Annotated in this window: 21 protein-coding genes; 12 read left to right on the top strand and 9 right to left on the bottom strand. The window is 43.3% G+C overall.

Annotation, left to right across the window (positions count from 1 at the left end; genetic code table 11):
• Positions 1-227: 227 nt before the first annotated feature.
• Positions 228-1,112 (bottom strand): 4-hydroxy-tetrahydrodipicolinate synthase, encoded by an 885-nt coding sequence (gene dapA / locus PUQ00_RS06970; protein ID WP_300414515.1) that lies wholly within the window; start codon positions 1,110-1,112, stop codon positions 228-230.
• A gap of 85 nt (positions 1,113-1,197) precedes the next feature.
• Positions 1,198-2,250: an aspartate-semialdehyde dehydrogenase gene (locus PUQ00_RS06965; protein ID WP_300414513.1), complete on the bottom strand. Its 1,053-nt coding sequence runs from the start codon at positions 2,248-2,250 to the stop codon at positions 1,198-1,200.
• A gap of 562 nt (positions 2,251-2,812) precedes the next feature.
• Here PUQ00_RS06965 and PUQ00_RS06960 point away from each other — a divergent pair.
• The 5 genes from PUQ00_RS06960 to PUQ00_RS06940 all read left to right on the top strand — a co-directional run bounded on the left by PUQ00_RS06960 (position 2,813) and on the right by PUQ00_RS06940 (position 8,057).
• Positions 2,813-3,052: a hypothetical protein gene (locus PUQ00_RS06960; protein ID WP_300414511.1), complete on the top strand. Its 240-nt coding sequence runs from the start codon at positions 2,813-2,815 to the stop codon at positions 3,050-3,052.
• 9 nt (positions 3,053-3,061) lie between these two features.
• A complete protein-coding gene (tig, locus tag PUQ00_RS06955; RefSeq protein ID WP_300414509.1) occupies positions 3,062-4,501 on the top strand; it encodes a trigger factor in 1,440 nt (479 codons plus the stop codon).
• Positions 4,502-4,877: 376 nt separating this feature from the next.
• The gene (gene clpP, locus PUQ00_RS06950; RefSeq protein WP_300414507.1) at positions 4,878-5,576 is read left to right on the top strand and encodes an ATP-dependent Clp endopeptidase proteolytic subunit ClpP; all 699 of its coding nucleotides are present in this window, start codon (positions 4,878-4,880) and stop codon (positions 5,574-5,576) included.
• Positions 5,577-5,585: 9 nt separating this feature from the next.
• Positions 5,586-6,926 (top strand): ATP-dependent protease ATP-binding subunit ClpX, encoded by a 1,341-nt coding sequence (gene clpX / locus PUQ00_RS06945; RefSeq protein WP_300414506.1) that lies wholly within the window; start codon positions 5,586-5,588, stop codon positions 6,924-6,926.
• A gap of 210 nt (positions 6,927-7,136) precedes the next feature.
• On the top strand, positions 7,137-8,057 hold the full coding sequence (locus PUQ00_RS06940) for an alpha/beta hydrolase (RefSeq protein ID WP_300414504.1): 921 nt from the start codon (positions 7,137-7,139) through the stop codon (positions 8,055-8,057).
• Between the two features lie 916 nt (positions 8,058-8,973).
• Here the strand turns inward: PUQ00_RS06940 and PUQ00_RS06935 are convergent.
• Both PUQ00_RS06935 and PUQ00_RS06930 read right to left on the bottom strand, forming a co-directional pair.
• Complete coding sequence (locus tag PUQ00_RS06935) at positions 8,974-9,561, bottom strand: Uma2 family endonuclease (RefSeq protein ID WP_300414502.1); 588 nt, start codon at positions 9,559-9,561, stop codon at positions 8,974-8,976.
• 145 nt (positions 9,562-9,706) lie between these two features.
• Positions 9,707-10,690, bottom strand: a complete 984-nt coding sequence (locus tag PUQ00_RS06930; protein WP_300414500.1) for a GntR family transcriptional regulator — start codon at positions 10,688-10,690, stop codon at positions 9,707-9,709.
• A gap of 342 nt (positions 10,691-11,032) precedes the next feature.
• On the opposite strand from PUQ00_RS06930, the gene PUQ00_RS06925 reads away from it, so the two are divergent.
• The 3 genes from PUQ00_RS06925 (at position 11,033) to PUQ00_RS06915 (ending at position 13,968) form a co-directional block, all read left to right on the top strand.
• Entirely contained in the window at positions 11,033-11,773 is a 741-nt protein-coding gene (locus PUQ00_RS06925) for a dienelactone hydrolase family protein (RefSeq protein WP_300414498.1), read from the top strand.
• A 262-nt stretch (positions 11,774-12,035) separates the two neighbouring features.
• A complete protein-coding gene (locus PUQ00_RS06920; protein WP_300414496.1) occupies positions 12,036-12,938 on the top strand; it encodes a S1 RNA-binding domain-containing protein in 903 nt (300 codons plus the stop codon).
• Positions 12,939-13,317: 379 nt separating this feature from the next.
• Positions 13,318-13,968: a transposase gene (locus PUQ00_RS06915; RefSeq protein ID WP_300414558.1), complete on the top strand. Its 651-nt coding sequence runs from the start codon at positions 13,318-13,320 to the stop codon at positions 13,966-13,968.
• Positions 13,969-14,020: 52 nt separating this feature from the next.
• Here PUQ00_RS06915 and PUQ00_RS06910 read toward each other — a convergent pair whose 3' ends face one another.
• Entirely contained in the window at positions 14,021-14,956 is a 936-nt protein-coding gene (locus PUQ00_RS06910) for a GUN4 domain-containing protein (protein ID WP_300414494.1), read from the bottom strand.
• Positions 14,957-15,788: 832 nt separating this feature from the next.
• On the opposite strand from PUQ00_RS06910, the gene PUQ00_RS06905 reads away from it, so the two are divergent.
• The 4 genes from PUQ00_RS06905 (at position 15,789) to PUQ00_RS06890 (ending at position 18,792) form a co-directional block, all read left to right on the top strand.
• Positions 15,789-15,944, top strand: a complete 156-nt coding sequence (locus PUQ00_RS06905) for a hypothetical protein (protein ID WP_300414492.1) — start codon at positions 15,789-15,791, stop codon at positions 15,942-15,944.
• A gap of 275 nt (positions 15,945-16,219) precedes the next feature.
• Positions 16,220-17,095: an SDR family oxidoreductase gene (locus tag PUQ00_RS06900; RefSeq protein WP_300414490.1), complete on the top strand. Its 876-nt coding sequence runs from the start codon at positions 16,220-16,222 to the stop codon at positions 17,093-17,095.
• 8 nt (positions 17,096-17,103) lie between these two features.
• A complete protein-coding gene (locus PUQ00_RS06895; protein WP_300414488.1) occupies positions 17,104-17,289 on the top strand; it encodes a hypothetical protein in 186 nt (61 codons plus the stop codon).
• A gap of 6 nt (positions 17,290-17,295) precedes the next feature.
• Positions 17,296-18,792 (top strand): HlyD family efflux transporter periplasmic adaptor subunit, encoded by a 1,497-nt coding sequence (locus PUQ00_RS06890; protein ID WP_300414486.1) that lies wholly within the window; start codon positions 17,296-17,298, stop codon positions 18,790-18,792.
• 88 nt (positions 18,793-18,880) lie between these two features.
• Here PUQ00_RS06890 and PUQ00_RS06885 read toward each other — a convergent pair whose 3' ends face one another.
• From PUQ00_RS06885 to tal, 4 genes are all read right to left on the bottom strand, one after another.
• Entirely contained in the window at positions 18,881-19,039 is a 159-nt protein-coding gene (locus PUQ00_RS06885; protein WP_300414485.1) for a hypothetical protein, read from the bottom strand.
• A 317-nt stretch (positions 19,040-19,356) separates the two neighbouring features.
• Entirely contained in the window at positions 19,357-20,733 is a 1,377-nt protein-coding gene (gene opcA / locus PUQ00_RS06880) for a glucose-6-phosphate dehydrogenase assembly protein OpcA (RefSeq protein WP_300414483.1), read from the bottom strand.
• 161 nt (positions 20,734-20,894) lie between these two features.
• Positions 20,895-22,424 carry a glucose-6-phosphate dehydrogenase gene (gene zwf / locus PUQ00_RS06875; RefSeq protein WP_300414481.1) on the bottom strand — a complete coding sequence of 510 codons (1,530 nt, stop codon included), beginning with the start codon at positions 22,422-22,424 and terminating at the stop codon, positions 20,895-20,897.
• A gap of 195 nt (positions 22,425-22,619) precedes the next feature.
• Complete coding sequence (gene tal, locus PUQ00_RS06870) at positions 22,620-23,765, bottom strand: transaldolase (RefSeq protein WP_300414479.1); 1,146 nt, start codon at positions 23,763-23,765, stop codon at positions 22,620-22,622.
• Positions 23,766-23,878: the final 113 nt, after the last annotated feature.

The raw sequence follows: 23,878 nt of genomic DNA, 5'->3' as shown, positions 1-23,878 counted from the left end.
CTATTTAAGACAACATCATCTGTCTGTTAAGTCAGTCCCAAAGCAATCAAGTTTTAATTGAAGATTTCAATTTTTTATTCAATAAAATCGACTGTACACTCAAGGATTCATAGTATATCTATCAGTCCTAGCACAGGTTTTTAAATTGCAGCTTATGAACAATTATGATCATTGTTTATATGTATCTTTGGCAAGGAGCAGATTATCAGCGCTTAATCAGCTGGTGGCTAGATTAAACTTAGTTCTTTCAGAACCGCTTCTAACTTTTGACTGACTTCTAAATCAGGTTCACATAGCGGCAGACGAGTTGAACCTACCTCCCAACCTTGAAGTTTCAGTGCTTTTTTCACTGGAATGGGATTTGAAGTGAGAAATAGAGCTTTAAACAACGGGAAGAGTTGGAGATGAATCTCGCTGGCTACCTCAATTTTCCCCGCACTAAAAGCTTGGATCATCTGCTGTAGTTGGTTTCCTACCAGATGAGAAGCCACACTTACCACACCCTTTGCCCCGATCGCTAACAAGGGCAAAGTCATGTAATCATCACCAGAATAGATGTGGAATTCTTTTGGTGTCAAGCGACGAATTTCGCTTGCCTGATCTATACTACCAGTGGATTCTTTAATTCCGACAATATTGCTAACTTCAGCTAACCGGGCAACTGTTTCTGGCTGAAGGTTTTGTCCGGTACGACTGGGGACATTGTATAACAACAATGGTAGGTCGGGACAGGCTTGTGCTATCGCCTGAAAGTGTGCCTCCAATCCCGCTTGTGGCGGTTTGTTGTAATAAGGAACAACTTGTAAGGAACCATGTACTCCTATCTTAGACGCTTTTTGGGTGGCAGCGATCGCTTCTTTGGTGGAATTTGAACCACAACCTGCGATCACCTTAGCTTTTCCTGCCACGGACTGCAATACTTCGACAAACAACTGGTATTCCTCATCCCAGCTTAGGGTTGGGGATTCTCCTGTTGTGCCGCACATCACTAATGTATCTGTACCGTTGTTAGCTAGATGCGCCGCCAGTTCTGCCGCTACATCATAGTTGACACTACCATCCGCTTTAAACGGCGTAATCATCGCGGTTAAAACATTACCAAAATCTCCCACCCTTTTTTCACTCCTAATTACCCATGTTTTTGTATCTTGGTGGTTTTCTACTGTAATAACCTATCTGCAAATTGCTTGTCATTTGTTATTTGTCATTTGTTTTTTGACTAATAGCTAATGGTTTGAGTAGATTTTTTTCTACCAACAACTCAGCAATTTGTATTGCATTCAATGCTGCGCCTTTGCGGATTTGGTCGCCACATAACCATAATTCCAAGCCACAAGGATGAGAAATATCTTGACGAATTCTTCCCACTAAAACTTCATCTTTACCTGTTGCTTCAATTGGCATCGGAAAATGATTAGTTCCCCAATCTTCGACCAATTTCACTCCAGGGGAGGAATTTAAAATTTCTCTGGCTTCCTTCGCACTAAAGGGAGTCTCAAATTCTAAATTAATGGCTTCTGAGTGGGCGCGGAGTACGGGAACCCGTATACAGGTCGCAGTAATTCTGATTTGCTGCGTGCCAAATATTTTTCGGGTTTCGTTGACCATTTTCATTTCTTCCTCACAATAACCCAAATCGTTTAATGGGGAGTTATGCGGGAATAAATTAAATGCCAATGGGTAAGGCAATATTTCGGCAACTGGCGGCTGTCCTTGTAGTATAGCGCTTGTTTGGGTTTTGACTTCTGCCATTGCTCGAGCACCAGCACCACTAGCAGATTGATAGGTTGAGGCTACGATGCGTTGCACTGGTTTAACTTTATGCAATGGCCAGACGACCAAAGTCATTAAAATTGTTGTGCAGTTGGGGTTGGCAATAATGCCTTGGTGATTAGCTGCGGCTAGTGGATTCACCTCTGGTACTACTAGAGGAACTTTCGGATTCATCCGAAAGGCACTGGAGTTGTCAATTACCACTGCGCCCTTTTGAACAGCAACTGCTGCCCAAGTTTTGGATGTGGAACCACCTGCACTAGCTAGTACTATATCGACATTTTCAAAGGCGCGATCACTAACTTCCTCTACTAGTATATTTTCCCCTTTAAACCGTAGCGATCGCCCGACACTCCGCTCTGATGCTAATAACTTTAAGTCAGCAACAGGAAAATTACGGCTTTCTAATAATTCCAGCAACTCTGTGCCAACTGCACCAGTCGCTCCCAAAATAGCTACACGATAGGATTTCGACAAACTTGCTTCCTCCTTTAAGGGATTTCTCTGGAATTTTTTGGAGCAATTGACAATTTACTTATATTTAAATAGCGATCGCAGTCTTGAAAATACATTTTGAATAGATTTAGATTTTTCTCTAATTTAGTCCATCTTTATAGATTTAATACATTTATTTTCTTGACTATTTAATAAGTTAACTATTGTTGCATTCTACAACAATAGTTATCCGATTTATCCATTGTTTTAAAGTATATATTATTATACAACAAACCGCCATTTAGCAGAAAAATAAAGATATCTGCACTTAGACGTTTAATAGACATCCCACCTGTAAGGCAACAAATATCTTGGCTGCAAAGTTGCTTACCAAGATGATGAATATACTAGGATCGAAGTGCATAAAACTAGCAGAACATAAAACTGAGCTATGGGGCTAGGCAACAGATGCGTTCTCGTACCACAACTTAATAATAACTTTAACTTGAGGGTACTAACCACTCGCTGAGAACCAGGATATCACGGCATTAGCCTAGTGAATAATTAATTCCTAAGTTTCAGAGTGAGTGGGGAGATCAGGGAGATGAGGGAAGAAAAAATAACTATGCCCAATCCCCAATGTCCAAATTGTTATGAAGGTAAAATGTTAAGTCCTTGGTCATTGGCAGTAAACTGGATCTTTGCCCCAGGACAAACATCCTTGGATGTCATCAGACCTTTTGGCAAACTCCCCATTGCCCGTAAGAGACATCAAGGGATAAACGCAAACAATTATTTTATTGCGTCTTGTGTGTACTCGGAGTATAAAATACCAGAAAACTAGAGACGAAGCATGAAAGTCACCCAGGAAAAACTTCCCGCCAGCCAAATTGGCCTGGAAATAGAGATTACGCCGGAAATTACCAAGCAAACTTACGAAAAGGTGATTAAAAACTTAGCGAGTACTGCCAATATTCCTGGGTTTCGTAAAGGCAAGGTGCCTCGCCCGATATTATTACAACGGCTGGGTACAACTCGAATCAAGGCAGCAGCGCTGGAAGAACTAATTCAAGATGGCATTGAGCAAGCAGTCAAACAAGAAGCTATCCTGGCAATCGGTCAGCCGCAGTTGCGCTCCTCCTTTGAAGATTTGATTAAGAATTATGAACCTGGAAAAGCCCTGACGATTTCGGCTGCTGTCGATGTAGAACCAGAAGTGAATCTAGTGCAGTACACTGATTTGCTTTTCCAAGCTGAAGAAGTCAAGTTCGATCCAGAACGAGTCGAGAACACACTGGATAAGGAACGTCAAGAATTGGCGACATTGATTCCTGTGGAAGGACGTGCAGCCCAAATCGCCGATATTGCCGTAGTCGATTTTAAGGGTGTATTCTCCAAAGTCGAGGGTGAAGACGAAACAGCCGAACCAGAACCTATTCCCGGAGCCGAAGCAACTGATTTTCAAGTTGAGTTGCAAGAAGATAAGTTTATTCCAGGCTTTATTTTGGGAATAGTGGGGATGAATCCGGAAGAAACCAAAGAAATTGCGGCGCAGTTCCCAGATCCGTATGCTAATGAAGAATTAGCTGGAAAAGCGGCAACTTTCACTGTAACGCTCAAAGAACTGAAGGAAAAGGAGCTACCAGAAGTAAATGACGATTTAGCCCAAGAAATCAGCGATTTTGAAACCTTAGATGAATTACGCGCTTCCTTGGTAGAGCGATATCAAAAAGAGGCGGACGACAAAACAAAGACAAATAAGCAAGAAGCCTTGTTAACGGAACTGCTCAAGCACGTAGAAGTTGACTTACCAGAAACATTGATTGAGCAAGAAGTCGATGCAATGCTAACGCAAACAGCAATCCGACTGTCTCAGCAGGGACTAGATGTGAGGAATTTGTTTACTCAAGATATTATTGCTCAGTTGCGACAGCGATCGCGCACTGAGGCAATTGAACGCATCAAGCGCTCCTTGTCCTTGCGGGAAATCGGTAAACGCGAATCTATCGAGGTAACACCAGAAGAAATCGCAGCCAGAGTCACAGAACTTTTACAGCAATACTCGGAGGAACAAGACGTTGATGAAGATAAACTGCGGTCAATCGTGGAAAACGAACTATTAACCGAAAAAATCATCGATTGGCTCTTAGAACACTCCTCAGTTGAACTTGTACCCGAAGGCTCCTTGAGTCCCACAGAGGAAACGGAAGCCGTAGAATCTGATGCGGATGCTGATGCACCTCAGACAGAGGAACAAAGCAGCGAAGCTTTCACAGAAGTCACAGAAGGATAATAAAAAATCCCACAGCCATGAGTTCACCAGTTCTGAGTTAAAGTACTGGTGAAATGGGTAAGCTAAGGGAAATGAGCGAGCAGGGAGAGAAATAACCAATGCCCAATGCCCAATGCCCCATAACCAATGCCCCATAACCAATGCCCCATGACTCTTAACTTCTCACAACTCAGGGATGAAGCCAGAATATTTAAAGAATTAATGAATTTTTAGCAAATAGTGACACCTGCTATCACCTGAGCTTGGTACTGTGTTAGACGAGAGGAAATTATATGAGGCATAATAGTTAACACGTAGCTTATAAAATCCCATTCATCGAAAAGGCAGCACATGCTGCTGAAACATTTGTCCTAAATTATCGTCAAAGAAAGCTTGTATGCTTCTATCGCAGTCAGGAAATTACCCCATCAGCAACTTAAGTCGAATAAACATTAACTCCCAGTTGAACAGCCCTAGCAACATCGTCCCGATGGTGATAGAACAATCTGGCATGGGAGAAAGGGCTTTCGACATCTACTCCCGCCTGCTGCGAGAGCGGATTATATTTTTGGGAACGCCAATAGACGATACCGTAGCCAACTCAATTGTGGCTCAGTTGTTATTCCTGGATGCCGAAGACTCAGAAAAGGACATCCAACTGTATGTTAATTCTCCTGGCGGCTCGGTCTACGCAGGGATGGCAATCTATGATACAATACAGCAAATTCGCCCTGATGTTGTTACCATCTGTTTTGGATTAGCCGCGAGCATGGGGGCGTTTCTGTTAACAGCAGGGGCTGCCGGTAAGCGGATGTCTCTGCCCGACTCCCGAATTATGATTCACCAACCACTTGGTGGCGCTCAAGGTCAAGCCATTGACATTGAAATTCAAGCCAGAGAAATTCTTTACGTAAAAGCTAAGTTGAACCAGTTAATGGCTCACCATACTGGTCAACCCTTAGAAAGAATTGAAGCAGATACTGAGCGCGACTTTTTTATGTCCGCAGAAGAGGCGAAAAACTACGGTTTGATTGATCAGGTCATTTCCAGGCAAAATCTTCCCGTAGCAGGGGAAAACGTCACCATTCTGAAATAAGAGGCTGGTATGTCTAAGTACGACTCCCATTTAAAGTGTTCATTTTGTGGCAAGTCTCAAGAGCAGGTGCGTAAATTAATCGCGGGGCCGGGAGTCTACATCTGCGATGAATGCGTTGACTTGTGTAATGAAATACTAGACGAGGAGTTACTCGATACTAATGGTGCGGCAGCACAACCAGCACCGAGAGCAGAACCACCTCAAAAACGGCGTACCCACTCTTCTAGTATTTCGTTTAATCAGATACCTAAGCCCAGAGAGATTAAGAAGTATCTAGACGAACACGTCATTGGTCAAGACGAAGCGAAAAAAGTGCTGTCAGTAGCTGTTTACAATCACTACAAGCGGCTGGCGGTCGTTCAGTCTAAAGCCAGTGGCAAAGCTGGGGCGGATGATGCGATAGAACTGCAAAAGTCCAACATTTTGTTAATTGGCCCGACTGGTTGCGGTAAAACTCTTTTAGCGCAAACCCTAGCAAAAATCTTGGATGTACCCTTTGCCGTCGCCGATGCCACGACGCTGACGGAAGCCGGGTATGTGGGAGAAGATGTGGAAAATATCTTGCTGCGACTGTTGCAGGTGGCAGATTTGGATATAGAGGAAGCGCAACGGGGAATTATTTACATTGACGAAATTGACAAAATTGCTCGTAAGAGCGAGAACCCGTCAATTACCCGCGATGTTTCCGGCGAAGGCGTGCAGCAAGCTTTGCTGAAAATGTTAGAGGGAACGATCGCCAATGTACCACCCCAAGGAGGGCGCAAACATCCCTATCAAGACTGCATCCAGATTGATACCAGTAATATTTTGTTTGTCTGTGGTGGTGCCTTCGTGGGCTTAGAAAAGGTTGTAGATCAGAGAGTTGGCAAAAAAGCAATAGGCTTTGTGCAACCGGGAGAAGGCCAATCGAAGGAGAAACGAGCAGCACACACTCTCCGCCATCTAGAACCGGATGATTTAGTAAAATTTGGCATGATTCCAGAATTTATTGGGCGCGTGCCAATGGTAGCAGTAGTAGATCCGCTAGATGAAGAAGCGCTGATGGCGATTCTCACTCAACCACGCAGCGCCTTAGTGAAGCAGTACCAAAAGCTGCTGAAGATGGATAATGTCCAGTTAGATTTTAAACCTGATGCTTTGCGAGCGATCGCTCAAGAAGCCTACCGCCGTAAAACTGGTGCAAGAGCGTTGCGGGGCATTGTCGAAGAACTGATGCTAGATGTAATGTACGAGTTACCGTCCCGTAAAGATGTAACACGCTGTACAGTAACACGGGAGATGGTCGAGAAGCGATCGACTGCCGAATTGATAATACATCCATCTTCACTTCCAAAGCCAGAATCAGCTTAAGAGTCATTAGTCATTAGTCATTGGTCATTTGTCAAAAACTAAGGAATAATAACCATATACTAAGAACAAGTGACTAATGACAACTGACAAAGCGCAAAGTCTGGGCGGAGGTTTCCGACGCTCGCGGACTCGCTAACGCTGCGCTATCCGTTGGCACAGCCCGCCGCAGGCATCAGAACTTTGTAACAGAGGACAAAGGACAAATGAAAAATGCCTTATATTAATGTTCGTGGGGTTGAGCATTACTACGAATGGGTGAAAAAACCATCTGGTTCCTTGGTAAAACCAGTGATGATTTTCATGCACGGTTGGGCTGGTTCGGCTAGATATTGGCAAAATACGGCTGATGTTTTATCAGAGCAATTTGATTGTTTACTCTATGATTTGCGGGGATTTGGCCGTTCTCGTGGTAAGGCAACTATAGCCCAAGCAAGTGAATCTGTTGCTGAGTCAGAGTCCCCACAGCAAGAATCAGAGGCAATCAGAGAATTAACCTATGAATTAGAGGAATACGCTGATGATTTGGCAGCTTTGCTAGATGGGTTACATATTCAGCGTGTGTATATCCATGCTCACTCAATGGGGGCATCTGTTGCTACTTTATTTTTTAACCGCTACTCGCAACGAGTGGAACGAGGAATTTTAACCTGTAGCGGCATTTTTGAGTACGACGAAAAATCCTTTAGTGCCTTTCATAAATTTGGTGGCTATGTAGTAAAATTCCGTCCCAAGTGGTTAAGCAAAATCCCATTTGTTGACCGGATGTTTATGGCCAGATTTTTGCATAGTTCCATACCAGATTCTGAGCGTCAAGCTTTTTTGCAAGATTTTCTCGAAGCAGATTACGATGCGGCTTTAGGGACAATTTTTACTTCAGTCAGTAAGGCTCAAGCTGAATTGATGCCGCAAGAGTTTGCCAAGCTGACTGTGCCGACTTTGCTAGTGGCAGGGGAGTATGACAAAATTATTCCAGCCGAGATGGGGAGTCAAGCAGCCGCACTGAGTGACAAAGTTGAATTTGCGATGATTCCCGGTACAGCGCATTTCCCGATGTTGGAAGATGCTCCAACTTACCTGCAACGGGTACAAGAGTTTTTGCAGATTACCACACCAGAACCTCAAGGGAGTTAACTTATTTTTCAGGTGTTACTGATTGAAAGTATGAATTAGCCTCACGCAAAGGCGAGGCAGTGTGCCCTTCTCCCAAGGGGGGATGCCAAGGGCGATGCGGTTTCCCGACTTGTACCCCTGCTCTTAAGCAAGCTACGTGCAACGTCTCCCTTAAGAAAAGCAACTGCCGTCGCAAAGAATTGTTATTTAGCCATATCGAAAAATGTCATTGCAGGTTTAAAAAGGTCGAGGTGCAATGCTAGTTACAGTATTTATCTCCAGGGACAATTCTCTCCAGATAAACAAATAGCACTCTTACCCAAGCTTGTTTAAGGAGTATCGGTGAGACAAAAAAATTCTAATGCATCTGAACCTCCATTCACACCAAAGTCATCTATAGAACCATCAAGTACAGTTGCGAATCGTCGAACATAGTAAAATGTATTACCAATTAACCTGTAGCCGATAACACCCTGGGTAAGTCCGTCTGTAACACAATCGGGTGTTTCTATTTTAGGTGCGGAGAATTGAACTTGAGCAACGAATTGCGTTGAAAAAAAGCCAAAGAAGAGTGTTATAACTATTACAAAACTAGTAATATATAAACCAGTTGATCTTTTAATCTTGAGTATAGTTAAAACCTTTTAAAACAAGAATAAAAGTAGCTGATCAAGGTATTATTGTAGAATTCTGCATTTAACTATTTTGGTGTTTATACGGTATTAGAAAGCCTTGATAAACTTTACAATATACTGTTAGTTGCCAGTTAATTGATGAGCTTTAAAAAATTTACACAATTGGACATCGTACCGAAATACGTGGTGCGATTCGTTCTGAAACCCATTTATGGTGGGATTCCAGGCTTCAGTAGAGTAACCTGACGGAACTGAGTTTGCACTTTAATCCTCTACTGATGACAACTTAATATCCCAAAATGTTATTTTCCGATCGCCTGTACAAATTCGGCAACAGCGTCGTATTGGTCAGGATGCCCGATATATTGCAGTAACAAAGCCGTGTCTAAATTCGGGAAGAAACTACTACGGTTTACTTCTTCATACTCGCCAGCCGCATTTAAACGGAATATCTTTATCTGGTTAGATTTCCAGAACCAAACTTCAGGCACTTTCTTGGGTTTGTATAATTCCTTACGGTTAATAGTGCCACTAGTAACAATAACTTCAATAACAATGTCTGGCGTTTCTTTATTGCTACCAATACAGTAAGATTCATCTGGTGTACCAGAAGCATATCCAGGTTCTTCCAAAGTAAAACCACCACGACCATAGAACCGGATTCCCAACTCTCTCATGTAAGCTTCTAGTAAGTAGCCGAGAGTTGTTTTTACGTACTCATGTTTATCTCCAATGGGCGACATAATTTCTAATATTCCTGACAAATAAGAGAGTCGGACATTGCGGTTCTCCTTTAACTGTGCCTGAATACCTTTGAATTCCTCCCAAGAAACATCTGCGACGGTCACTAATTTCTCTTGTATGGGATAGTCCAGAAGTGGAATGCTCATATCGCCTCTCAACAGTTTCAGATATACATCTACTTGATTGCTTCCAGCAAACCAACGTAGTGTTCCATTTGGACAATCATAATCCTGAGTTATTTGCTAGGTGTGTGCGCCTATGACATTCTTACCTCTCTTCAGTACCTTTGGATTAACTCAAACCTAGTTCTCGTTTTAGCAAGTTAATTGAGTTAGTGCCGATATAGTTCTCAACCTTAATTAGCTTTGGGCGCCGAATAATATCTTCATCAAATGCTTGCACGGCTGCTTGCACTGCGGTAAAACTGGCTTGATCGGTTATGATTACCTCAGCCCGTTTAACCATTGCTTGAAGTTTATAAGCATCTTTTGGTTGCGAAGTCATCACTAGTAGTTCATCCCCTCGCAGACCGTGGAGGATTACTTCTGCGGCTCGTGCAATCCCAGAACTGAGGCTAACTATGCCTACACAGTTTTCTTTTGGTAGGGTTTTTAATAGGTTGAGTTCTTTGCTGTAGTCGTAGATATCTAAAGGAATTACCCGTGCAGCTTTCGGAGCTGCGATCGCTTCCACATTACTGATAAAATACCGACTTGTGACTACTGTCGCAGAGGTAGTTTTATCTAGGACAGCTGTTAATTCTTCCATTGCTACCAACTGGACTGGGATTTTCAAAGATCGTTCTAATTCATACACCATCAACTCACCAGCACCCATGTCATAAGATGGGACTGCAACCAGTACCCGCGCACTACAACGCAAGCGCCAGTCAATTTCCGCTAAAAATAGCTCTCTGGCTTGATTGAGTGAACATCCTTGAGAGAGCAGATCATCAAGTGCTTTCTGGACAACTTGATATGCATCAGGATTTTGTTTGAGAATTGGTGATTGCAGCCTGCTACCGCCCTCATGACCTTGGGGACGAACATAAATTCCTGAACCAGCCATACTTTCAACAAATCCGTCTTCCTCCAGTTGACGGTAAACTTTGCTAATGGTATTACGGTGTAATCCAGTTTGCATTGCTAGCGCCCGTGTACTTGGCAATTTGTAAGCAGGGGGATATTGCCGGGAAGCGATCGCAAAGCGGATTTGATTAAACAGCTGGGTTGATGCGGGAATTTCGCTGTCTGGCTGAATACGAAATTGAATCATCAGCAAACCTCGTGAATAATATGTGCTGAATTTTGGAGTGGAGAACTTGGTGCCCCCTCTGGGGATAAAGGGTTATGGGGAGTATTAAGTGTTGCTTTACTACTCAGCACGGGCTAAACCCTAGCTATCCGCTACCAGCACTTTTAACTCAGCACTCTTTTGGTGTCCAGCTGCATTTGCTACATATCAAATATTCTATTTACATATAAAGTTTTTCGGGGAGAAATTTCTAATGCGTTCATTATTGGTAATTGATAATTTAATTGGAAATAATCTGGACATACTGGCATAGTTATATCAAATAAACACAAGCCTAATCACATAGCACTGGTAAAAATTATTATGACAGAGCAAGCATTAATTACCACAACGGTTAATCTTTTGCAAGATAACATTCAAGTCTCTGCTTATCTGGCAGAGCCAAAAGAGTCTGGATCTTACCCTGGAGTCGTGGTATTACAGGAGATTTTTGGTGTCAACATTCACATTCGGGAAGTTACAGAACGAATTGCCAAACTTGGGTATGTAGCGATCGCACCTGCACTTTTTCAACGTATTGCTCCTGGTTTTGAAACTGGATACACACCCGAAGATATTGAAACGGGCAGAAGCTACGCCATGCAAACTCAAGCCTCAGAGTTATTGAGCGATATTCAATTAGCAATTGACTACCTCAAAAATCTGCCTCAAGTGAAAAAAGATGGTTTTGGCTGTATTGGCTTCTGCTTTGGTGGTCATGTCGCATATCTTGCAGCCACCTTACCAGATATTAAAGCTACGGCTTCCTTCTACGGTGCTGGAATTACCACCCGCACACCAGGAGGTGGCGCTCCAACTGTCAGCCGCACCAAAGAAATAACAGGTAGTCTCTATGCCTTTTTTGGTAGAGAAGATACTAGCATCCCAGCCGAACAAGTAGATGAGATTGAAGGAGAGTTAGAAAAATATAAAATTCCTCATCGCGTGTTTCGCTACGATGGAGCTGACCACGGATTTTTCTGTGACCATCGTGGCAGTTATAATCCTAAAGCTGCTGCCGATGCTTGGGAGCAAGTAAAACAACTCTTTAGTCAACCGAACTAAAGTTTATGCAGCCAAGTTTGTTATTTGTCATTAGTAATAATCACAACGCCGTGTACAACTTTTACTCAAACCTAACCCCTCAGCCCCCTTCCCCATTAGAGAAAGGGAAAAATTTAAAACCTTTCTCCTAAAAGAAGAGAGGAATGGAAGTGAGGTCAGAACATTAAGTTGCATATCGCGTAACTACAGACAAAGGACAAATGACAAATGACAATCTAAACTCCAGTTGCACCTATCAAATAACAATTAATCTTCAAAAGTCATGAATTCCGAATCGAAACTTTCTCAAACAGCCAATTCGTCGTTTACGATGGATGATTTTGCCAAAGCACTAGAAAAACACGACTACCAGTTTCAAAAGGGACAGGTTGTGCATGGCAAAGTGTTCCAACTTGATCACGATGGAGCCTATGTCGATATTGGTGGCAAGTCGTCAGCTTTTGTGCCGCGCGATGAGGCTTCTTTGAGAGCTGTTACCGATTTATCGGAGGTGCTGCCATTACAAGAGGAACTGGAGTTTTTGATTATCCGAGATCAGGATGCAGAAGGTCAAGTCACCCTTTCTCGAAAGCAGTTGGAAATTCAGCACATCTGGGAACGACTGGCCGAAATGCAGGAAAATGCTCAGACTGTGCAAGTACGGGTTATGGGTGTGAATAAAGGTGGTGTCACCGTCGATATTCTCTCTTTGCGGGGATTTATTCCGCGATCGCACCTGGCCGAGCGTGATAATTTAGAAGCACTCAAAGGTCAAAATCTGACTGTGGGCTTTTTGGAAATTAATCGTAACACCAATAAACTCATCCTTTCCCAGCGTTTAGCAACTCGTTCTAGCAATTTCAGCTTATTAGAACTAGGTCAACTAGTGGAAGGTAAAGTTACTGGCATCAAACCTTTTGGTGTGTTTGTCGATTTAAATGGTATGGGGGCTTTGCTTCATATCAAGCAGGTAAGCCAAAAATTCATTGAGTCTTTAGAAAAGGTGTTTAAAGTTGGTCAGCCACTTAAAGCTGTAATTATTGACTTGGATGAGGGTAAAGGGCGGGTTGCTCTTTCTACTAGAGTTTTGGAAAACTTCCCTGGCGAAGTGCTGGAGAATTTTGATGAGGTGATGGCTTCGGCTGAGGCGCGTGCTAATAGAGCTAATAACAAAGCTTCTGAATAGTTTTGAAGTGGGCTGCTTGCACAAAGCGTTTAAATCCCCATCTGAAACAATTTTGAATTTTGTTAGCGGAGTGTTAGCGAGTCTGCAAGCGTCATTTTGAATTTTGAATTGTCAATACTCCCCCTGCATCTACAAAAGATATGGGGGGATTTTAAATTGAAAAACTTTTAATTACGAATTGTTTATGACTAAATACGGTTCACAGACGCGATAAATCGCCGTCTCTACAAGTGTTTTGGTCTTATCTGAACTATATTGCTTTATGACTCGCTTACCCCGAAATTTTCAACCTGGATTTTGCTATCACATCACCACTCGTTGTAATAACCGCGAATTTCGCCTCACTCGCCTAGAGTGTCGGGAGGTGTTTCTCTAGGCCATTAAGAAAGCAAAGGATAAATATGGGTTTAAACTCTATGCCCTTTGCATTATGAGCAATCATGTCCATTACCTAGTGGAACCAAAACAGCCAGAAGAACTACCCAAAATTATGCACTGGCTAAACTGGTACACTGCCATGTGCTTTAACCGAATGCTTAACCGTACCGGACACTTTTGGGAAAAACGATATTACAGTACGGGTTTTGCTAACACAGACACAAAAAGAGCATTAAATACTCTGCGATATATCCACGCTAACCCTAAAGCGGCAGGAGTGCAGCAAGGATTTTTCTATGATTTCAGCAACTATGGCATTCATGACAGATTGAGTAACGATGGTATCACTCAATGGCATCCGGCATTTTTGCAATTGGGAAGAACTTTGGATGAATGCGCTGCTAGATACCGAGGATTTTGCAAGAAATATCGACCACAGCCAAAGCCAGAGAAAAGAAACCACTGGGGGAGTCGCCTGTTAGCGGGAATGAAGATTAAAGTTAAGTCGAAAAAGTCACCGGGACAGTTGAGCTTGCCTTGGGATAAGCAGAGGGTGTCAGAAAGTACTGAGGTGCAGGAGGTAGCAGAAAAGTTTATTCAAGCAAATTGCTATCAGCCGCCAGTGCCAGGTATCGGATCTCTGAAATGTTGATTAACTCGTAGAAAACAACTCTGTTACAAATATTTATAAAAGTCTGAAGTGCTTATATGTTACACTTCACAAGTCTTAATGCGAGAAAAGAAGTACCCCTTATAATCAAAAAACCTCTCACACCACATAACCACGGGAGGTGTCCCTCTGGTGCTGAAGTGTTAAAAGCTACATCGCTACTATCTTTCATCCAGTTTCCTTTCACTTTCCATCCTACGCGATCGCAAAATTTGTCCCAGACTTCATCATCATATTCACCTCTCCCGTCAGCCTTCCCACCAACGCTTAAATATATTTTCTTCTGAATACTGAAGCCAAAGCGCCCATCACTATATTTTACCCATAGTTCGTCAATGGTGCGTAAGTCAGTACAGGGAAAATTATTGATGGATTCGTAATCAAACCAGCCTTCCTTTTCCCTGCTAGATGCCTTGAGCATGACAGCTAAAGTTTCCTCATTCGCTTCTTTCCACTTGTCTGCTGCTAGTAAATCTCGCAATCGCGTGTAGTTTACTCCCTTCTCAGAACTGAGGTCGTCGGCTTGAATTACTGGCTGTAGCTTTGGTTTTCGCTCTGGCGGTTTTCCAGTAATACCCCAAATTAAGTTCTCCATAGCCTCAGTATCTGTCCGAAAGTCAACCCACGTATGACCCCTAAGAAAAATTGGGAGTTTAGGCTGCTGTGGTGTATTCCTAAGCAAAACGGGAATCACGGGACAGCCTCTCTCTACAAATTCGTTTAAAAAAGCTCTCATCTCTGTACTTTGCCAGGGGCCAAGTCCACTGCTACCTACAAAAACTGCTGCTGATTTAATATTTTCTATTTGTTCCTCTAGTAAAGACTGCCATGCTAAACCAGGACGAAGTGCCCACTTATCTAGCCAAGGTTTAATTCCTTGTCTTGTTAATTCATGAGCAATTTCTATAACTTCAGGCTTGTCTTTGCTATTGTGGCAAAGGAAGACATCATACTGATCTTCGTCACTCATCTATAAGTCTCCTTACATACATCCACTTTTCTATACCAGCAAAACTTGTCAAGGCATTATACTTACTGCTCTAAATCCTTGTTCAACGATTTCAACTCAGCATATAGAATGCCGTAAATTCTAGATAAAAAGCAACTAAACCTGGGATATTAGTACTAATTTAAGCCCTAACCAAGGTCATTTGCAGCTATACAAACAAAGTTCACCTCTTCGGACTAATGAAAAATATAGCGCTTCTCGTTTGTTGCAATACAGTGTGACCTCACTTCCATTCCTCTCTCCTAAAAGGAGAGAGGCTTTGAGTTTTACTCCCCTTCCCTTGTAGGGAAGGGGCTGGGGGTTAGGTCTGTATTGAATTTAAGTTACTAGTTAATGCATCTAAAAAATGGATCAAGTCGAATTTAATAAGCAAAATGGCATTTGACTTATTCAAAATGGCATTTGGCTTACTCAAAAGCTGTGTTTGCTTTCTCATTTCAGTGTTTTCAGCAAGCAAAATGACCTTTGACTTACTCAAAAGCTGTGTTTGCTTTCTCATTTCAGTGTTTTAAGCAAGCAAAATGACCTTTGGCTTACTCAAAAGCTGTGTTTGCTTTCTCATTTCAGTGTTTTAAGCAAGCAAAATGACTTTTGACTTACTCATTTCAGTGTTTTCCGCAGGTAATCAGTTCTGCTATATAGCAATCCGATTTGATTTTTGAAAAAATCTAAGTATATGTAGGGTGTGTTATCGCGTAGCGTAACGCACCTGGAATCAGAGGTGGTGCGTTAGCCTTTGGCGTAACGCACCCTACGTATATTTCAAAAATCAAATATCAGTCCTATAGAGGAGATGAATTCACCCACAGATGAGCAAGCAGCACTAATTCGGATAACTTTAGAGGGCAGGAAAATGAGCTATCCTGACCGATACGACCAGGAGAACCTGCCGAACTTGCATAAGGCTAAGATGTCCCTTGAACAGGCTATTAACTTGTTGAGCCAGTAAAACTAATCCCGTTACCCTATCCCCCACATTTATAAAGATATGGGGGATAATTTTTAAAGATTAAAATAAATAAGGTGTGACCTATTGGCTAATAGAGACCTAACCCCCAACCGCTTCCCTAGTAGGGAAGAGGAGTAAGATTCAAAGCCTCCCTTCTTTTAGGAGAGAGGAATGGAAGTGAGGTCAGTATTGCATACAAATGAGCGTAGACGCGGAGCGGCTAGTCGTAAGACATCGCTATATAAACACTGTAACTATTCAACTTAGGTATTTATATGTTTCTAGTAACTGGAGCAACCGGAGGAATTGGTCGTAGAGTTGTGCGACTCCTACGACAACGAGAACAGTCTGTGCGGGCATTTGTCCGCCTTAGTTCGCGTTACAGCGAGTTAGAACACCGGGGTGCAGAAATTTTCCTCGGTGACTTGCTAGAAGAAAAAGATATAGAGAAAGCTAGTCGGGATATCCAGTATATTATCAGCGCCCACGGTTCTGATAGCGATGCTCTATCTTTAGATTACCGCGCTAATATTGAACTCATTGATCAAGCAAAAGCCAATGGTGTAGAGCATTTTGTCTTCATTTCCGTATTAGGAGCCGATCGCGGGTATGAAGATGCTCCTGTGTTCAAAGCCAAACGAGCAGTAGAGCGATATTTGGCAGCTAGTGGCTTAAATTACACTATTTTACGCCCATCTGGATTAGCATCTAACTTGCTGCCACTAGTAGAACGATTTCGGGAAACAGGATTGTATCTGCTCATTGGCGATCGCAAAAACCGTACTTCAATTGTTAGTACCGATGATTTGGCAAAGATAGTGGTGGATTCTGTGACAGTTGAAGCCGCTCGCAACCAGATTTTAGCAGTGGGAGGGCCGGAGATTTTATTACGAGAAGATATTCCCCGAATTTTTGGTCGGATCTTCAACAAACAGCCAGTAATAATTAACTCACCATTATTTGCCATTGATGGGTTACAGAGTGCATTAGGTTTATTTAATCCCCAAATCCAAAAAGCTTTGGGAACTTATCGCACATTGCTAGCAAATGAATTTTTCTGTACAAAAGATGAAATTGACAATTTAGAAGCGATTTTTAACTTCCAGTTAGAGACATTAGAAAATTTTTTGCGGCGCTATCTAGCGGTTTGAATTAGGTAATGGGGCATGGGGCATGGGGCATGGGGCATGGGGCATGGGACATAAACTTAATCTTCAATTCTCAATCCCTAGTGCCCAATTCTCAATTCTCAATCCCTAGTGTTCAATTCTCAATGCCCAATCCCCAATGCCCAATCCCCAATGCCCAATCCCCAATGCCCAATGCCCAATTACCAATAATCTAAAATTCTATGAAATCTTCCTTAGCTGCAAATGCTGCTCAAGCACGTCAGACAAAAGAGCGATTCGCCCAACCAGAGGAACAACTCACCTATGAATTGGGGAAGGCGGTACAGGAATTGCCACCTCTGTATACTAGATTATTAGCGGGAACGATGACCGCGATCGTATTTGGGGCGATCGCCTGGGCCAACTTCTCGCAAATAGATGAAGTAGCAACAGCACCAGGGGAATTAATTGCTTCCACACAGGTAAGACCGGTGACATCCTTGGGTGGAGGGTCAATTGTCGCCGTCAAAGTGCAAGAAGGCGATCACGTTACTAAAGGTCAAATTCTGATTCAAAAAGATCCAGACTTGCAAATAACCGATGTTTCTCGCCTAGCCCAATCCACTAGATTAATTCAAGACGATTTACAACGTTTGAATGCAGAACGCACTGGAGGCAAAACTGCTGGGACAAAACTGCAAGATGAACTTTTAAGCTCCCGTCTACAAGACTACCAAGCGCGTCAAGCTGCGGCTGAAGCAGAAGCAAATCGCCAAATAGCACTGATCAATCAAGCCAAAGTCCGTTTGACTCGGTTGCAAGACAACTTAGTTAATGCCAAAAGCAGCGTTGGGAATGCTCAAACCAACCTTGTGAATGCAGATAGCATCCGAATTAAAATTGAAAGTAATTTGGCACTTGCACAAGAAAGGGAAAAAAGCCTACGCACCCTAATTACTACTGGCGCTGTACCTCGTGTAGATTACTTGGATGCCCAAGAAAAATTAACTCGTGCAAAGACAGAAATCACTAGATCAAAAGATGAAGTGACTAACGCCCAGAATAAAATCACAGAGGCTCAAGATAAAGTCACATCATTAGAAAAAGATATTTCTGCCCAAGTCCAAGAAATTCACCAAGCAGAACAAGCTTACAACGGTGCACGCAGTCAGTCCCAGCGTGTAGCATCAGAACGCCAAAGTGAAATTTTAACCCAGTTCAACAAGCGTAAAGAAGAACTGACAACAGTTAAAGGTCAATTAGAGCAGGCGAGAAAACAGCAAGCTTTGGATACGATTCAGGCTCCCGTTGCTGGTACGATTTACAGAGTCAAAGCCACCAAGGGGCCAGTACAATCGGGTGAAGAATTAGTGTCAATTTTGCCGGAAGGGGAAGAAATGCTTCTAGAGGTAAAAGTTCTCAACCGCGATATTGGGTTTATTCGTCAAGGAATGAGGGCAAAAGTGAAAATGGCTACTTTCCCCTTCCAGGAATTTGGCATTGTGGAGGGCGAAGTTATGCAAGTCAGTCCAAATGCAATTATTGATAAAGAATTAGGCTTAGTTTTTCCTACAAGAATTAAGCTAAATAAACACTCAGTTAACGTGCGGGGCCAAGAAGTAGAATTTACACCAGGTATGAGTGCTACAGGTGAAATTGTCACTCGTAAAAAGTCAATTTTGACATTCATCACTGAGCCTGTGACACGGCGATTCAACGAGGCATTTTCGGTTAGGTAGGTTTGTAGCCTCTGCTGTTTTTATCGAAACAGAATTCAGGAGTCAGCCCCAACTCTTGGAGACGCTACGCGAACGGGGAAGTCAAAAGTCAAAAGTTAAAAGTTAAAAGTAAGAACCCCATAAATATTTCTTTCTTTTCTTCCTTTTCTTCCTTTTCTTCCTTTGGCTTCTTCTCTACGAGACGCACTCGCGTTTGCGGTTCGTTAAAGAATTGATTCTGAATTCTACATTCTTCTTCAATAGACATCTCCGAAAAAGAATGTAGAGACGCGAAATTTCGCGTCTCTACAAGGGTTCTAGATAACGCATATTTAATTTCTGGAGATGTCTAAGCTAAACCACATCTAGTTTACATATCTAAAATTTATATAACTCTTGTGGGGTGGGCATCTTGGCCGCCTTAATTATGCAAGTTAAATGTGTAACAGCTTAATAAGTTCAAAGCTTTTCAAGTAAAACCAAGGAAAATAGAAAAACCCTCCAGATTATGGAAATATCCAAAAATCTGAAGAGCTTGTGTTTGATTTTCGTAATTTTGGTAACTTTTATTCTTTCCAGGCGAAGCTAACTATTTGTTTCAAGTTTGAAAATATTCGCTGCCACTCCCAGGCTTTCTTCAAAAAGTGACTCACGGCCCCAACGTTGCACTTGCTGACTCAGCAATGCTTCCGCCTTTTGTTCCGAAAGTGAAGTCACTTGTTGAAACAAACCGGCAGATTGGGCACCACCGTGGGTTTCCATCCGCATACAACCACCAGTTTCCGAACAAATCACTGTACCACAGTCTGCCTGCGGATTTGTCGAACTGAGGCGCAAGGCAATTAAGTCACCGACAATCTCACCCACATCAGCAACCGGAACTCCTGCTAACTCGGCTTCTACTTGCCGTTGATCTTGAGCAACGAAGCGAATTCTAGTGATATCGTAATCTCCGGTTTCCTTTTGATAGGAAACTGGCAGCCATTCTAACCGACTTGCCAACCAGCCCAAAAATAGCAAAGCTTGGGCGGGGTTGCCTTTTTCGTAATCAATAGTTACTCGATCAACTTCTCTAAGCGCCGCACGACGGTGGGGTGAGTCGTAGGCTTCAGCTGTCAACTCTTGCCATGATGCAAGGCGACGCCAGTTCAAGTCAGCTAGAGGAATACCACTTTCTACCAACTCTTCTAGGCGGAGTAAATCACTTTCTGGCTCGTTAAAACGGCAAGAATCGACAATCACATTATTGCAGACTGCTGCCAACCGCTTGAATAGTGTGTTGTTTGGGTCTGGTGTTGCTTTCCACCAAATAAACTTTGGTAAGCCGCCAATTAATAATGCTGGAATCATGCCCCCAATCCGTTCCAAGGCAGCAGCAGTTCCACTGAGAGTTATATACTCGCAGCAGATTAGTGTGCTTGACGATTGCTTTTGGATGGGGCAATAGGCAGAAACTTGAGCCTTGACCCCTTTATCTTCGCCAGTAATGGGAAATAGCGCAATGATGCGGCAGGGGTTGCGGAGGGCGATTTCATCGGCAATTCTAGGGCTTGGAGCATTTAAGCTGGGAATACTAACAGAACCATTATCCCCCGTAGCCCCGTTTCCTTGACGTTTGGCGAATTCTTCTCTCAAGATAGCCAGGGTTTGAGGTGTTGCTATTCCAGTATCTGGCAGTGCATATTTTATCTGCACTTGCCGCAGCGCAGCTTGCATCTGAGGCCCTAAAATTCCGTCAAGCGGGCCGTTGTAAAATCCCAAAGAAGCCAAAAGATATTGGGTTTCTTCCGGTTCGTAAACCACTAAGGTAAATGTAGTGGCCCGAGTCGCAGCAGGAAGCCCACCGTTATCGCCACTAATGCCGTAGCTTTGCCAAATTTGACTCAGTTCCGCATCTAATTCGTCAAGCGAAATATCTTTTGGTGCCTGAAGTGAAAAAATTGTAGAAGCTTGGGGAGCCATAAGGAATTTTGGATTTTGGATTTTGGATTTTGGATTTGAGATTTGAGATTTGAGATTTTGGATTAAGAACTGGTAATTAGTAATTGGTAATAGTTTTTGATATTCCCTATTCCCTATTTTGCCGTCCCTAATCTAAAATCTAAAATCTAAAATCTAAAATTTTAGAGTCTGCGCCAGCGACGTCCATCCTGGTTAATTAAGAATTCTGCTTCTGCTGGTTCCCAGGTACCGGCTTCATATTGGGGAATAGTAGTTGCGTCGGCGGGTGCATCCCAAACGGAAAGGGCTGGATTTACTACCTGCCAAGCTGCTTCTACTTCGTCCGCCCGTGTGAACAATGTTTGATCACCCATCATACAATCAAGGAATAGGCGATCGTAGGCATCGGATGTTGCTTGGATGCCAAAGGAACCATAACTAAAGTCCATGTCTACGGAACGGGTGCGGAATTCTGCCCCCGGCATTTTGACATCAAAACGCAGGGAAATACCTTCATTCGGCTGAATCCGCATCGCCAAAATATTGGCGTTTGTCTGTTGGGCGGCAGATTGGAACATCCGAGAAGGAACTTCGCGGAAGTGAATCGAAATCTCACTGACTTTTTTCGGCATCCGCTTCCCAGTACGCAAGTAGAAAGGAACACCTTTCCAGCGCCAGTTGTCTACCAAAAACTTCATCGCTACGTAAGTGGGTGTGGTGGAGTTGGGATTAACGCCTGGCTCTGTATGATACCCTGGCACTGCTTGACCCTTCATCCAGCCAGCACTATACTGACCGCGTACTGCTGAACGTGATAGATTGTGAACATCAGCTAGACGAGTCGCTCGGAGTACCTTGACTTTTTCTGTGCGGATGCTGTCGGCATCCATTGCGTTCGGTGCTTCCATCGCCGTTAGGCAGTAAAGTTGCATGAGGTGATTTTGCAACATATCCCGCAGTGCGCCGGCACTTTCATAGTAACCAGCCCGGTCTTCCACTCCGACGGTTTCTGCCACGGTAATTTGCACATGGTCAACAAATTGACGATTCCACAACGGCTCAAAAATTGCATTCGCAAAGCGAAACACCAGTAAATTCTGGACTGTTTCTTTACCCAAGTAGTGGTCAATGCGGTAAACTTGGTTTTCTTTGCAAAATTTCTGTACCACTTGGTTAAGACTCTGGGCAGAAGACAAGTCCCGCCCAAAGGGTTTTTCAATTACTAGACGATGTTTGTAGGGATCTTCTAGCATCCCGGCGCTTCCCAGCTGCTTAATGGCTTCGGGAAAAAATGAGGGGGCAACTGAGAGGTAAAACATCCGATTCCCTCGCGTGCCCCGTTTTTCGTCTAATTCAGTCAATAAGTTTTTTAGTTTCAGGTAGCCTTCGGGGTTGTCTATATCCCCAGGACTGTAGAACAGTCCTTGAGAGAAGTCTTGCCAGAGTTCCCCTAAATCGACATCGGGATGTGCCTCTTCCATGCCTTTTTGCATCTGTTCACGGAAGTAATCGTGGCTCCACTCTCGACGTGCCACACCGACAATGGTAGTTTCTGGTGGAATACGCCGTTCTCGCCGTAATTTGTAAAGTGCTGGCACTAGTTTGCGCCAGGTGAGATCACCAGAAGCGCCAAAAATAACTATAATCTGGGGTTCGGGCATCCCTTGTTGTTGGAGACCAACGCGCAAGGGATTTTCTAGCAGACTAACCATAGGAATTTTGGATTTTGGATTTTGGATTTTGAGATTGGGGATTGGGCATGGGGCATGGGGCATGGGGCATGGGGCATGGGGCATGGGGCATGGGGCATTGGGAAAACACTTTCCTTATATCCTTGTCCCCCTTATCTCCCTTGTCCCCCTTATCTCCCTCATCCCCCTTATCTTGCTCATCCCCACTCCCTAGCCCTACACTGGTGACAATACCTTGATCTTTTCTTCTAAAGAGTTCATCAAGGACTGGAAGGGCTGGATAAACTTGTCAATACCTTCGACTAACAGTTCATCCATTACGGCTTCGAGATCGATGTTGATGTCGGGATCTTTGAGGTTTTCGATCAGTGTGTAAGCTTCTTCTACATTCGTTTCTAAGCGATCGCCTACGTTACAATGATCGGCACAAGCTTTAATTGTCGCTGGTGGTACGGTGTTGACGGTATCACGGCCAATCAACTCTTCGATATACATCACGTCTCTGTAGTTAGGGTCTTTGGTGCTGGTGCTAGCCCAAAGTAGCCGTTGTACTGTGGCCCCTTTGGCTACCAAAGCTTGCCAACGATCGCTTTTAATGATTTTCTTGTATTCTTGGTACGCAATCTTCGCGTTAGCGATCGCTACTTTCCCTTTAACAGTCCTGAGCTTTGCTTCCACGGCAATATCATCAACGCCTTTTTTCAACTTAGCATCAATTTTGCTGTCAATGTTGCTATCGATCCGACTCAGGAAGAAGCTAGCGACTGAAGCAATTCTACTGATGTCTTTACCCTCAGCCACCCGTTTTTCTAAGCCCCGAATATAAGCCCAAGCTGTGTTGATGTAGCTTTCTACAGAAAACAGTAGCGTAATATTGACATTTAGACCATCAGCGATCGCCTGTTCCACTGCTGGCAAACCAGGTTCTGTACCCGGAATTTTAATCATCAAATTTTCCCGACCAATTTCTTGGAAATAGCGCCGGGCTTCGGCTATGGTTGCTTCAGTATCTTCGGCGATGGTTGGTGGTACTTCGATACTCACATAACCATCTAGTTTATTCGAGGCTTCATAAACAGGGCGTAAAATATCACAGGCATTACGGATATCTGCAAAAACTAGGGATTCGTAAATTTTGTATATCGGTAAGCCAGCCCGAACTCCGGCTTCGATATCGGCATCATAAATAACGTTACCAGCGATCGCTTTTTCAAAGATAGCAGGGTTAGAGGTAATCCCAGAGATACCTTGCTTTTCAACCAGGTCTTTGAGTTCCCCTGATTGAATAATGTCACGGGTCAAATTATCGATCCAGATACTTTGACCGTATTGCTTAATTTCTAGTAGATGATTGGTAGTCATAGCTCTAATTTGTTTCACTCCTGTATAGTGATGTTTCTAAGTGAAGTTGACAAAACCCATCAACATTTGATGGTGACTTCTGAATTGTGGCGTTGCCAATCACTTATCGCATC

This window comes from Nostoc sp. S13 (genome assembly GCF_029379315.1).
Classification (GTDB): domain Bacteria; phylum Cyanobacteriota; class Cyanobacteriia; order Cyanobacteriales; family Nostocaceae; genus Nostoc.
Note: the sequence above shows the minus strand (reverse complement) of the source record. Positions and strands in the feature narration are given on the sequence as shown.